The sequence below is a fragment of the Klebsiella sp. RHBSTW-00484 genome (assembly GCF_013705725.1).
Taxonomy (GTDB): domain Bacteria; phylum Pseudomonadota; class Gammaproteobacteria; order Enterobacterales; family Enterobacteriaceae; genus Klebsiella.
Window position 1 is genome coordinate 70,768 of the sequence record NZ_CP055484.1, and the last position, 11,297, is coordinate 82,064.

12 protein-coding genes and 2 pseudogenes are annotated in these 11,297 nt (G+C 49.4%); 12 read left to right on the forward strand and 2 right to left on the reverse strand.

Translation table 11 applies throughout. The annotated features are described in order from the left end of the window. Positions 1 to 92 precede the first annotated feature (92 nt). From HV213_RS32235 to HV213_RS32280, 10 genes and pseudogenes are all read left to right on the forward strand, one after another. The gene (locus HV213_RS32235) at positions 93 to 683 is read left to right on the forward strand and encodes a fertility inhibition protein FinO (RefSeq protein WP_009651737.1); all 591 of its coding nucleotides are present in this window, start codon (positions 93 to 95) and stop codon (positions 681 to 683) included. A gap of 149 nt (positions 684 to 832) precedes the next feature. Further along, on the forward strand, positions 833 to 1,624 hold the full coding sequence (locus HV213_RS32240) for a DsbA family protein (RefSeq protein ID WP_064386208.1): 792 nt from the start codon (positions 833 to 835) through the stop codon (positions 1,622 to 1,624). 129 nt (positions 1,625 to 1,753) lie between these two features. Beyond that, positions 1,754 to 2,350, forward strand: coding sequence for a PIN domain-containing protein (locus HV213_RS32245; RefSeq protein WP_042927543.1), 597 nt, complete (start codon positions 1,754 to 1,756; stop codon positions 2,348 to 2,350). A gap of 69 nt (positions 2,351 to 2,419) precedes the next feature. Next, positions 2,420 to 3,064 (forward strand): hypothetical protein, encoded by a 645-nt coding sequence (locus tag HV213_RS32250; RefSeq protein ID WP_042927545.1) that lies wholly within the window; start codon positions 2,420 to 2,422, stop codon positions 3,062 to 3,064. A 55-nt stretch (positions 3,065 to 3,119) separates the two neighbouring features. Continuing rightward, on the forward strand, positions 3,120 to 3,746 hold the full coding sequence (locus HV213_RS32255; RefSeq protein ID WP_009652809.1) for a DUF2726 domain-containing protein: 627 nt from the start codon (positions 3,120 to 3,122) through the stop codon (positions 3,744 to 3,746). Continuing rightward, entirely contained in the window at positions 3,743 to 4,309 is a 567-nt protein-coding gene (locus HV213_RS32260) for a phospholipase D family nuclease (protein ID WP_052544827.1), read from the forward strand. Before HV213_RS32255 ends, HV213_RS32260 begins: the two co-directional genes overlap by 4 nt. A 132-nt stretch (positions 4,310 to 4,441) precedes the next feature. Next, positions 4,442 to 4,708 (forward strand): replication regulatory protein RepA, encoded by a 267-nt coding sequence (gene repA, locus HV213_RS32265; RefSeq protein ID WP_042927547.1) that lies wholly within the window; start codon positions 4,442 to 4,444, stop codon positions 4,706 to 4,708. 223 nt (positions 4,709 to 4,931) lie between these two features. After that, a complete protein-coding gene (gene tap, locus HV213_RS32270; protein WP_009652807.1) occupies positions 4,932 to 5,009 on the forward strand; it encodes a RepA leader peptide Tap in 78 nt (25 codons plus the stop codon). Continuing rightward, complete coding sequence (gene repA / locus HV213_RS32275; protein ID WP_009652816.1) at positions 5,002 to 6,021, forward strand: plasmid replication initiator RepA; 1,020 nt, start codon at positions 5,002 to 5,004, stop codon at positions 6,019 to 6,021. The genes tap and repA (HV213_RS32275) overlap by 8 nt, the downstream gene beginning before the upstream one ends. A gap of 1,014 nt (positions 6,022 to 7,035) precedes the next feature. Then, a pseudogene (locus HV213_RS32280) lies at positions 7,036 to 7,197 on the forward strand (SOS response-associated peptidase); the annotation flags it as partial. Between the two features lie 233 nt (positions 7,198 to 7,430). On the opposite strand, the gene HV213_RS32285 reads toward HV213_RS32280, so the two are convergent. Beyond that, positions 7,431 to 7,799, reverse strand: coding sequence for a hypothetical protein (locus HV213_RS32285; RefSeq protein ID WP_032242306.1), 369 nt, complete (start codon positions 7,797 to 7,799; stop codon positions 7,431 to 7,433). Between the two features lie 704 nt (positions 7,800 to 8,503). On the opposite strand from HV213_RS32285, the pseudogene HV213_RS32290 reads away from it, so the two are divergent. Continuing rightward, positions 8,504 to 8,755 (forward strand): annotated as a pseudogene (locus tag HV213_RS32290) (type I restriction-modification system subunit M N-terminal domain-containing protein); the annotation flags it as partial. A gap of 64 nt (positions 8,756 to 8,819) precedes the next feature. Next, a complete protein-coding gene (locus HV213_RS32295) occupies positions 8,820 to 9,524 on the forward strand; it encodes an IS6-like element IS26 family transposase (RefSeq protein ID WP_001067855.1) in 705 nt (234 codons plus the stop codon). 189 nt (positions 9,525 to 9,713) lie between these two features. Here the strand turns inward: HV213_RS32295 and HV213_RS32300 are convergent, their stop codons facing one another. Next, entirely contained in the window at positions 9,714 to 11,189 is a 1,476-nt protein-coding gene (locus HV213_RS32300) for a YecA family protein (protein ID WP_020324153.1), read from the reverse strand. Positions 11,190 to 11,297: the final 108 nt, after the last annotated feature.

Genomic DNA, 11,297 nt, shown 5'->3' on the forward strand with positions numbered 1-11,297 from the left:
ATCGCTGTGACCAGTGCAGCCTGAGATGAAACGATGATGCCGTTAGCGTATCGTATACCCCAGACCTGAAGCTTTAATTGATATGGCCCCTTATGAGTGAAGAAAAACGTCCGGTACTGAGCCTGAAACGCAAACCAGCCACAGATAATGCAGGAGCGAACAACAACACGGGCACCCCTGATGTTGTGGTGCGCCGCAAAAAAGTGGTGGTGGTGTCGACCCCGCCCGCCTGGAAGGTCAAAAAAGAGAAGCTTGAGAAAAAGGCCGCTGAAGCCGCAGCGCGAAAAACTGTGCCGGTCATGGCCAAAGCCTTAAAGGTACCGCCTCCGGTCCGGTATCTCCGCTTACTGCCTCCGGAACAGGCCATCATGACTCTGAAGGCATTCTGGCCACAGTTGTTCGACGGTGACTCACCCCGTCTGCTGGCGACGGGGATGCGTGAACAGCTGTTTGCCGATATCGCGGGGCGCGACCTGCCGCTGTCGCATAAACAGGTGATTAAGTGCCTGAAAAGCCTGACCCGGTCGGCAGGTTATCTGTCCCGGATGCGGGAAGGTGCCTCCCGCTATGACCTGCAGGGGAATGTGGTGGCTACGGTCACTGCTGATGAAGCGCACTACGCCAGTGAGCGCATGATGAAAGAGCTGTTACGCGCTGAACGAAAGATGAGTCAGACCGTTTAATTCTTTTCAGTTCGCTCAGATTAAATATCAGTACGTCCACAGCTAATGGGTATCACATCCATTAGCTGAATGGTATTCGTCACAAATAAGAGAGTCAATAATATGAAAACCCTTATTATATCCATGCTTAACCTGTTAAAGGAATAAAAATGAAATTCAAATTCGGATTGTATTTTCTGCTCCCGTTTATTTCGGCTGTCGCTTTTAATACCAGTTTTGCTCAGAATAATGAACCAGATAAAACGTTTTCCGCCGCCCAGGAAAAAAGAATCGGGGAAATCGCAGCGGATTATCTGCGTGCTCATCCTGAAATACTGATTCAGATGAGTGAGAAACTTCAGCAGGAGCAGGAGGCGAAACAGACCCGCGGTCTTAAATCCACTGCACTGGAACAGCAGGCTAACATTCTGGGTAATAAAAATATCCCCTCCTGGGGTCCCGGGGACGGAAAGGTGATGGTGGTTGAATTCTTTGACTACCAGTGCATCTGGTGCAGCCGGTTCGCACCCGAACTGGAGAAGGTCATCGGGGGCAACACGGACGTGCGTTACTTCTTTATGGAGTGGCCGGTGTTTGGTAGCCGGTGGCCTGCATCATTGCTGGCGGCGAAAACCGGCCTGCAGGTCTGGAAAGAAAAGGGCTCGGAGGCTTACAGGAGCTATCACAATGCGGTTTATGGTACAGGACTGAATGAAGGGAAACTGACGCAGGAGATTATCGAAAAGGTTTCTGGTCATATTAAATTTAAGCAGAATACGATTGATGAGATAAATACCACACTGAAAAATATTAATGATATCGCCACGGCGACGGGATTAACCGGAACGCCAGGTATTATTGTGATGCCGGTGAAGGGCGCGACGGAAGAAAACGTCACGGTCTTTTCCGGAATGACTGAAGCACAGAATGTTCAGGCGGCTATAAATAAATCCCGACAATAACAAGTTACTGTTGTCTCTTCTGAATGGAAGAGGATGTCTCTTAAAACAAAAAGGCACACTGCTGTATGTTGTTCGTCGTACTAACGGACTGGTATTCTGGCAGTCGGTCCCGGTGGAGTCTGGAGAGTTATGTCTGAGAATATCATTGCGCTGGTTGATTATGAAAATATCGGAACGCTTGAAAATGTAATGTTGTCGCGTTATGAACGTCTTATTTTGTTTACCGGGTCTCAGCAGGAGTTTATTCGTTTTCCGTCCGTAACACATGCCGGTAATATATCGGTCAGTGTGTTTCAGGCGCCCTGCGTGTCGAAAAATAATGTCGATTTCCACCTGGTACTTGAGCTGGGACGACTCAGCGTCACCGCTCCGGAAGATACGATGTTTCATGTTATATCGAATGATAAAGGGTATGACAGCGTGATTGCATTGCTCTGCAGGACAGGGCGACGATGTTGTCGTATACCCTCACCACGTTCAGCAGAGAAGGCGAAAACGGTGTCTGCGCTCATCAGCAACGATGAGGTGCTACGCCTGACCGATAAAATACAGTCATTGAGTAAAAAGTCTGCGGTAAACCGACCTGTAAGCACCTCGTCACTGATGAATTATATTAAATGTCATTCCGGTAACATCAGAAATACAGCGATTTTAAATCAGGTCAGGGACGAATTAATCAGGCGAGGCGTGATTGCCGTTTATGAAAAAACGGTGGTCTGGCGCTAATGAAATAAATAAGCAGGTTGTGATTATCTTTCTTGTCTAAAAAGTATTCTTGTCTAAAAAGGAATGAGTATGTTCAGCTATTTCATGCTGCGCACTGAGCAGCAGTTATTTTGTTATTTATACGGGGGCGCGCTGGCACTGTCTCTGCAACTCTTATTTTCTCCCTCTTTTCCGGGAAATGGATTTATCCTGGTATCACTGCCCGTTGCACTATTCTGGGCCGGGCTGGCCCTGTATACGCGGCACATCGACCAGATGAGGAAGCCTGATGTCTCGCCGCTCGTCAGTATCCGTGACGGCATCCAGGTGGTGGCCATGCTTCCGCGGCATGAGAAAGCGCGGCTTGAATGGAAGATTCTGCAGGATGATGAGGTGTACCGCCGTCAGATGCACGCTCTTTTAAACCTGATGCAACGGGTTATCAGTCGGGGATTTCTGTATGCGCCGGCAGTGATACTGGCGGGCGCTGGCGTGCTTGTCTGGGGGGTTCCGCAGGCCGGTGTCCGGCTGGTGACCGCCCTTCGGAATATGTCCCCCGGAGAGCTTATGCATCAGACCGGCTTCATCATTCGCTATGTGCTGATGATTTCTGCCATATCGGTCCTGATAGCAGACATTGTGGCCGGTCAGGGTCTGCCAAATGCCTTCCGGCGCGCGTTGCTGGATCGGTTGCCGGCAGAGGCCTGGCGTATCCCCAGAGGGACAGAACGATGAGGAGACTGCGCAGTAAACACATCGGAAAAAATATGTCCACAAAGGAAGAAGCAACATGGCAAAGATATTAATGATGACAGGCAGTGCCGTTGTTGTGCTGAGTCTGCTGGGGTTCCTGGTGCTGTTTCTGAAGGAACGTGCAACAGGGAAGACATCCCCGGTCCTACAAGCGCTGAAAGCGGCGGGTATTCGTACCGGAGAGGCTGAACAGAGACTGTGTCGCCAGCGGGTCTGGATGGGTAATGACACGCTGATGACGCCCCGGGAACAACATTTTTTCCGGGCATTGCTGAAACATACCGACCGGAAACACTGGCTGCTGTGCCCGCAGGTGCGAGTGGCGGATATCGCCAGCCTGGCACCCCATATCAGGCCCCGCTCCCGGACCTGGTGGCAGCTGTTCCGGATGGTGTCACAGTGGCACTGCGATGTGGTGGTGGTGGATATCAGGACCTTTGCCATTGTGGCCGCCATCGAGCTGGATGATGCGTCGCATCTGAAAAAACACCGGGTTCGCCGGGATATCCTGCTGGAAGAAGTACTCAGGCAGGCGGGCATTCCGCTGCTGAGAGACCGGGATGCTGAAAAGCTGGTCAGACAGATCAGGGAATTTTTAATACGTCGGGAAACTGAAACTATCACCACACCATTGACGGTGGTCAGGGGAGAATACAAAGGATGAAAAGGAAAATAGCAGTAATAAACAGAACCCGTGTCCGCACAGGATTTGTGGCCGGAGTCCTCAGCCTGAGCCTGTTAGCGCTGGCGCCGGCAGTCGACGCCGCGACCATCGAGACAGGTTTTTCTCCGGAAGGCACAGCCCTGCAGTTGGTCCTGAAGACCCTCGATTCCGCGCAGCAGGAAATCCGGCTGATGGGGTATTCCTTCACCTCCCCGGAGGTGGTTCGCTCACTCATCGCGGCGAAACAACGTGGGGTGGATGTCCGCGTGGTGCTGGACCAGAAGGCGAATAGCGGAAAAGCCAGCGTAGCCGCCCTGAACCTGCTGGCCAGCGCGGGCATTCCGGTTCGTACGGTCAGCGCCTACAAGATTTTGCACGACAAAGTGATCGTCGCGGACAGGCGCAATACAGAGGCCGGCTCGTTCAATTTCAGCCGTGCCGCTGACCGTTCGAATTCAGAGAATGTGCTGGTTGTATGGGATGACTCGGCTGTTGCCCGGCGCTACCTGCAGCACTGGTCGTCTCGCTGGTCACAGGGAACGGACTGGAAACAGACATACTGACATCGCCATAAACGATCCCCGGACGTAAACCGTGCGCCAACGCGGGTTACGTCCATAAAGTAAGTCGCTGAATTCTGATATCTGTAGTATTCTCTGCAAACGATCCTTTTTTAGATCTTTGAGGAGGCAGAGATGTCACAGGTCGTAAGCGCGGTTACTTCCTCAACGAAAGCAAAACGCAGTTACCGAAAAGGCAGTCCGAGGAGTGCTGTAGAACGTCAGCAGAGTCATCTTGCCAGAAAGAAAGAAACGCATAAGGAAATGCGGGTGTACGTCACAAGCGAAATTAAAGATGAATTTCGACTGATGTGTGAAACCAAAGGCGTGACCCAATCAGAGATGATTGAAAAGCTCATAAAAGAGGCAGTTAACCAGCATGGTTGCCTTGTTAAGGATTGACGTTCTTGTGAGTTTCGACGGTAGGTGCTAGATTACTGATCGTTTGGTATTTTATGGCTGGCCACGCCGTAAGGTGGCAGGGAACTGGTTCTGATGAGGTGTCTACCCGGAGCCGGAAAAGACAAAACCCCGATAATCTTCGATAAGTTTGGCGACTGAGAAGATTACCGGGGCCTTCATAAACTGCATAGAAGCTGTTGCTCTATGCAGGGAGTATAGTTTTATGCTCAGAAAACTGCAATACCCGTTTCTGTGCCATTTGCTCCTTCCGTGCAACATAAGCGCGGGATGGTGTGACTGAACAGCACAATCCGCAACACTGGAGTCAGCTGGATACGGAAGAACAGATCCGTTTCTGGCAGGGCGTTGAAGATGGCCACGTTGAATCTTTTCTGGTTTCCCCGGAAAAGAAGCGTACCCGTCGTCGTCGTGGTGAGCACTCCACCAAACCCAAATGCGAAAACCCGTCCTGGTTCCGGCCATCTCACTATAAGGCGCTCGGTGGCCAGCTTGGCCACGCCTATAACCGTCTGGTGAAGAAAGATCCGCTCACGGGGCAACACAGCCTGCGCATGCATATGTCCCTGCACCCATTCTATGTCCGGGAACGTCAGCGCGCCGGGCGAAAATATGCTTTCCGTCCTGAAAAACAGCGTCTCCTCGATGCGCTGTGGCCGGTGCTGGTCAGCTTCTGTGATGCCGGTAAACACACGGTAGGGATGTGCGTGTCCAGGCTGGCCAGAGAGCTCAGTCCGAAAGACGGCAAAGGTAAAGTCATTCCGGAAACTGAAGTGACCATTCGCCGGGTTTCGGCGCTGATAGCCGAGCAGGTCCGCTTTGGTGTCCTGGGGGTGTCAGAAGAAACCGCCTGGGATCGGGAGTCCCGTAAACGTCTGCCAAAGTACGTGTGGATCACCGCCGCCGGCTTCAGGATGCTGGGCGTTGATTTGATGAAGCTGCAGGAGCAGCAGCAGAAGAAACTGCGCGAAAGCGAGGAACGTCAGGCACTCATTAAAGAGGGCATGTTAGGCGAGCATGAGGATATTTCTGTCCATAAGGCGCGTAAGCGCTGGTATGAGCAGCGTAGTCGTGAGGCCCTGCAGTATCGTCGTGCACAAGGCGCGGCACGCAAACGCGCCAACCGCCTGGCCAGAATGCCCCGGGACCGCCAGGTCTATGAGATGACCTGCTGGCTGAAGAAGACGCTGCCGGCAGACGAGCTCTATGGCTATTCTGAGAACAAGCTTGAGCAGCTGGCGGTACAGCATCTCTATCAGCTGGAACTCTCGCTGAGCCATCCAGCGCCGCATTAGTCCGGCCAGCCAAAATTTGTAAAAAAATAGCCCCTCCGGGGCTTTTTGTGCTGGTATTTTTTGGCCATTTTTGTCTTTCCTTCCTTTTCCCGCCTGAGTTTTTCTCTTTCCCTGATGATTTCGCCGGCATGCTGGCCATCAAACGCCCCCACGTGATCAGTTATCCACAAAAATCCGCAAATAGATAAATGAGAGAATCTGCAAATAAATAACAGGAAACCCGCAATACAGTCTTAACCCAGTATTTTTATCCCCTGCATTGCAAGCAGCAGGGAGATCTTTTGTCTCTGAACACCATTGTGAATAAATCAAAAAGGCCTTCGCTTACAGCGGCCGCAAGCGTCCACGTCGCTCAGAACCAGAAGTGCCTCCCGCCGCTATGCGGCGGGCATAGGCACAACACATAATTTAGTTACATCATCCGGTTAGATTCCCCGTGAACCGCACCAGCGCAATCCTCAGCACCGCACATACCACTCAGAACACCGCAGAAACCTCGCCTCCCACCACCGGAGAACGCTGACGCTTCAACAACATATGTGCCCCCTCCCCACCACTGAAAAGCGCCGCCGCCCCCGGCCAAAGGCCGGGGAAGACATCGCTTTTAATGATGGGTGTTGTAACTACAGGTTCGTCATCGCTGTGAGTAGTGCTGCGGTGAGGTCCGGGGTACACGCTCGTAAGCGCCTGAACGGCGCCAACGCGGAGATACGCCCCGACTGCGGCTCACGCCTTGTCGTGACCACTCCGACCGCGTATAGCAGCTCCTGAAACGTTATTTGTGGGTATAGCTTATCAGGGCGGGGGGGGGCGATTGGCAGAACCTATCAAACCGTAGCCGGCTACGCCGGGCTTCGGCGCCACTCACTTTCCGTTCACCAATGAACATCAGCTGGCGCCTTTTTAACTTCAGCCCCAGCTGGACCCTCTGTACCGCAGAGCGGCATTTTACCTTATCACCTCATGCTATCAGACTCATCACCTATACTTTTTGTCTGGCCACCGGAGGTAACTATGTGCGGACGTTTTTCTCAGTCAATGACGCGGGAAGATTATCTTTCTCTCCTCGCCGATGAAGCCGATCGAGATATTGCCTACGACCCCGAACCAATCGGTCGCTTCAACGTGGCGCCAGGTACCCGGGTTTTATTGCTGAGCGAACGTGACGAACAGCTCGGGTCCGCTTGGAAAAAGGAAATTATCCTACGTTAAGCGTTTTAAGCTAACGGGTGATTTCGTTCCATTGAGCGCGAACCCCTGACCGTAAGGGATGTACGAAATGATCCGGCTGTCCGTTAATGGTTTTGCTTACTTTCGGACATGTTGTCTACATGCTGTACGTAATCGTTCGGTTTCGGACGTTTAAGTCACATGCACGTTAACTGTCGGTATTCATCGCCTCACTAGTACTACTCTGCTAGTTCATCATGTTCTTCGAGAGCATATTCAAAATCGGCAACAAGCAAGAAATTTTCTATCCTATAAGCCTGATTTAACTTAATTCGTTGGTATCTTTCGTTCAATAATCGCCATGCTGTTTTCCGTAGTACCATCGGTACGGATTCATCTTTTAAAGTACGCATGAGCACAGAACAGGTTGTCAGAAAAGCAGCGTCCTTACGTTTTCGGTAATACGCATCAGTCGAACAAACCGCAATGATCTCGATTGATTCAGGGTGATGACAGATAGCATTAACCGTAGTTTGTTCATGTATCTGTGCCTTGAGTTCAGCCTGAATTTTTGATTGATGATACATAGCCTTGAGATAGCTAAACATGATTTCCCCATCGAACAGTAAGTCGTGTCAATTCCTAGAGTTAACACATTTCTGATCATGACTCACACGTTACGTTCAGTCGGTAGCCATCTGTGCAAAAAATGCGCTTAGCGTAGGATAATTTCCTTTTTCCAAGCGGACCCCAGGTGGGCCGATTCCCACGCGGCAGCGGCGCCCGGCAAGGTGGGCCGATTCCCACGCGGCAGCCTCGCCCGGCAAGGTGGGCCGATTCCCATATCGACATGTATGTAGCTTGTGTTATCCGTGGATTGTGCAGCTCAGCGGGTCGCTGGTCGTATGGCGGAGTGTCCCCCGTAACCGGCCGCGTGCGGCCGCTAACGCGCAGTACGGCGCCGCGACCCGAAGGCGGGCCGCCGTTCCCGCGCGCAGGCGCGCGGCGCCCACTACGCACCCCCGTGGGGGACGTGCGGCAGTTGCGTGGCGGTGAGCGAGATTAGGGCTTTGCAGGGAGGTGCGTAATTGCATCTGATTTGGAGCCCCTTTCACATTTTATCTGATCAGCGTTCGCAAATTACCTGATTGCCCAACAAAAATTCAGTCACCTGCTCAAAAATCATCAATGATTAACAGTCGACTCTATAGTTCTCACAATGTCCGCATAATCGTAATATACTAATCCTATTAGTGATTTAATCTACCTACCAAACCGTGGGCAACACATTCTATTAATCAGGAAAACGCAGATGACCAGCCTGCAACAACGCGCCGAATTACACCGTCAGATATGGGCTATTGCGAACGAGGTTCGCGGTGCCGTTGACGGATGGGACTTTAAACAATACGTCTTAGGGGCGCTGTTTTACCGTTTTATCAGTGAGAACTTCACCAGTTACATCGAAGCCGGTGATGACAGTGTTCAGTATGCCGGAATGGCTGACAGTGATATTGGTGATGAGATTAAGGACGATGCGGTCAGAACAAAGGGGTATTTTATCGGGCACTGTTGCAAATAGTCGGTGGTGATAAACTTATCATCCCCTTTTGCTGATGGAGCTGCACATGAACCCATTCAAAGGCCGGCATTTTCAGCGTGACATCATTCTGTGGGCCGTACGCTGGTACTGCAAATACGGCATCAGTTACCGTGAGCTGCAGGAGATGCTGGCTGAACGCGGAGTGAATGTCGATCACTCCACGATTTACCGCTGGGTTCAGCGTTATGCGCCTGAAATGGAAAAACGGCTGCGCTGGTACTGGCGTAACCCTTCCGATCTTTGCCCGTGGCACATGGATGAAACCTACGTGAAGGTCAATGGCCGCTGGGCGTATCTGTACCGGGCCGTCGACAGCCGGGGCCGCACTGTCGATTTTTATCTCTCCTCCCGTCGTAACAGCAAAGCTGCATACCGGTTTCTGGGTAAAATCCTCAACAACGTGAAGAAGTGGCAGATCCCGCGATTCATCAACACGGATAAAGCGCCCGCCTATGGTCGCGCGCTTGCTCTGCTCAAACGCGAAGGCCGGTGCCCGTCTGACGTTGAACACCGACAGATTAAGTACCGGAACAACGTGATTGAATGCGATCATGGCAAACTGAAACGGATAATCGGCGCCACGCTGGGATTTAAATCCATGAAGACGGCTTACGCCACCATCAAAGGTATTGAGGTGATGCGTGCACTACGCAAAGGCCAGGCCTCAGCATTTTATTATGGTGATCCCCTGGGCGAAATGCGCCTGGTAAGCAGAGTTTTTGAAATGTAAGGCCTTTGAATAAGACAAAAGGCTGCCTCATCGCTAACTTTGCAACAGTGCCCTGATAACTACATGTAGTGGTTTTCTCAGATGCTGCCGATACTACATACAGCGGGTGCGGGGGAACCCGCAGGCCAACACTAGGGCAGAACGCGCCGGTTTCTCTGCCGCGCCATTACCGTTATACATACAATAATGCTAATTATTCGCACCATGGCACTTTTTAAATTTAACACCGGAGCCACATGGACAAGGTGTATTCCGCCCTATTTTTTCACCTTTTGATATAACTGATTTAAAGTTATCGCTCTTTGTCGTTTTAGTAGGTAAAAAATCACTTAGTATTTTGTATTCTCTTGATAATCTTTTGGCTTTTTCATTTTGCTCTTTGGTAAATTTCTCTGGGGATATGCTATATATTAGGTCTTCAGATCTTCCTTCTGTATTTTGCGGCTCTGTTGCAATAGTAATTAATTTTTTAATATGTCTGTATTTATTAAAGGCAACCTCAGCATAAGCATTTATATAAGATATACGTTGAATTCTGTAATCAGAGTAACTCAACTTGCTATCGTTAGGAAAAAAAAGGAATAAGTAAAACTTTCCAGGCTCATCGATTGATTCGACCATTCTTGACGTTCTTAGATGAGGCTGAGTTGTTTTTAATTTCTCTTTAAAGTTCTTTGAAAGGTAATATCTAGATTGCCTACTTTCTTTGGCTAATTCTCTAACACCTAATTCATGTGTAGAAAATTCAATTTCACTAAAAAAACCAACGTTAGCTGACAATATACTTGTCGAGAAGTTGTGGATTAGGTTATCCCAGAAAACGCTACCCTTTTTCATTGAGAGCTGATATTGATAATTGAAAGTGGTTTTATAGTTTTTCCATTCACCTTCCGGTATGGTCATCCCTTGATCGTTTCCAATAATTTCTTTTGATATTATGGTTTTATCACCCATAATGTAAGCAGCAAGAGTCTCTTCTTCCCCAGCGCTGACCAATAATGTTCTTTCTCTTACAACCCTCTCTTTTTCGTTAAGGTAGCCAATGAAATCAGTTGCTGTGTTTAACTCGGTTAACAGTAGTTTTAGGGCAGTCTCATCAAGTATATGGACAAAAGTCTTATCAGGATAAACGTCTCCGACACAAAATGGATTTTCTAGACATTGATGGGCGTTTAAAGGAAATATGTTAACTAAAGTAGCAGAGCTGCCTTTTTCTATTTTGTCAAAGTACGAGATCGCCGGATCTGAAATATTATTAGTGACGGCCACCAAATGAAAATTAAAAGAATTATCTATTTTAATGGGGAGGTTAACTGAGCATTCTTTGTCAACAAAAAGTCTTTCGGGATGATCTTTTATAAACTTCTCTGCGCCAAATAACTGTGTGCAAGACTGTATGACTGATTTTTTAAACCATCTCTGCCATGCAACCTTAGGATCTTTGTTTTTATTGTATGTAATAGCTTTATCGGAAAAAATTATTATATCTTTATCAAAAATAACTAATAAGTCACTAACTTCTTTCCCAATTTTATTTTTAGAGTAACCCTCATCGCTATAAACATTAGGATAAGACCAAAGACCAAAAAAAGCATCATCAGCGAACTCTATCAGTTTTTCTTCTGACTGAGTGAATCCGCTACCCCTGATTATTTTTCTAAGCATAAAACTCCATCCCCCTGCGTTGCGTGTAAGAGTCTTGTCAGTTGATAGTACACAAGTCACTGGAGACTGACATCTTTTACAATATGTTCAGGTAGGGTGATAACTAAG

Excerpts from the sequence above, each read along its gene's own strand:
- HV213_RS32285 (WP_032242306.1), bottom strand. The coding sequence starts at position 7,799 with ATGTTTAGCTATCTCAAGGCTATGTATCATCAATCAAAAATTCAGGCT.
- repA (WP_042927547.1), top strand. The coding sequence starts at position 4,442 with ATGTCACAGGTCGTAAGCGCGGTTACTTCCTCAACGAAAGCAAAACGC.
- HV213_RS32255 (WP_009652809.1), top strand. The coding sequence starts at position 3,120 with ATGGCAAAGATATTAATGATGACAGGCAGTGCCGTTGTTGTGCTGAGT.
- HV213_RS32240 (WP_064386208.1), top strand. The coding sequence starts at position 833 with ATGAAATTCAAATTCGGATTGTATTTTCTGCTCCCGTTTATTTCGGCT.
- HV213_RS32235 (WP_009651737.1), top strand. The coding sequence starts at position 93 with ATGAGTGAAGAAAAACGTCCGGTACTGAGCCTGAAACGCAAACCAGCC.
- HV213_RS32250 (WP_042927545.1), top strand. The coding sequence starts at position 2,420 with ATGTTCAGCTATTTCATGCTGCGCACTGAGCAGCAGTTATTTTGTTAT.
- HV213_RS32300 (WP_020324153.1), bottom strand. The coding sequence starts at position 11,189 with ATGCTTAGAAAAATAATCAGGGGTAGCGGATTCACTCAGTCAGAAGAA.
- HV213_RS32260 (WP_052544827.1), top strand. The coding sequence starts at position 3,743 with ATGAAAAGGAAAATAGCAGTAATAAACAGAACCCGTGTCCGCACAGGA.
- tap (WP_009652807.1), top strand. The coding sequence starts at position 4,932 with ATGCTCAGAAAACTGCAATACCCGTTTCTGTGCCATTTGCTCCTTCCG.
- HV213_RS32245 (WP_042927543.1), top strand. The coding sequence starts at position 1,754 with ATGTCTGAGAATATCATTGCGCTGGTTGATTATGAAAATATCGGAACG.
- HV213_RS32295 (WP_001067855.1), top strand. The coding sequence starts at position 8,820 with ATGAACCCATTCAAAGGCCGGCATTTTCAGCGTGACATCATTCTGTGG.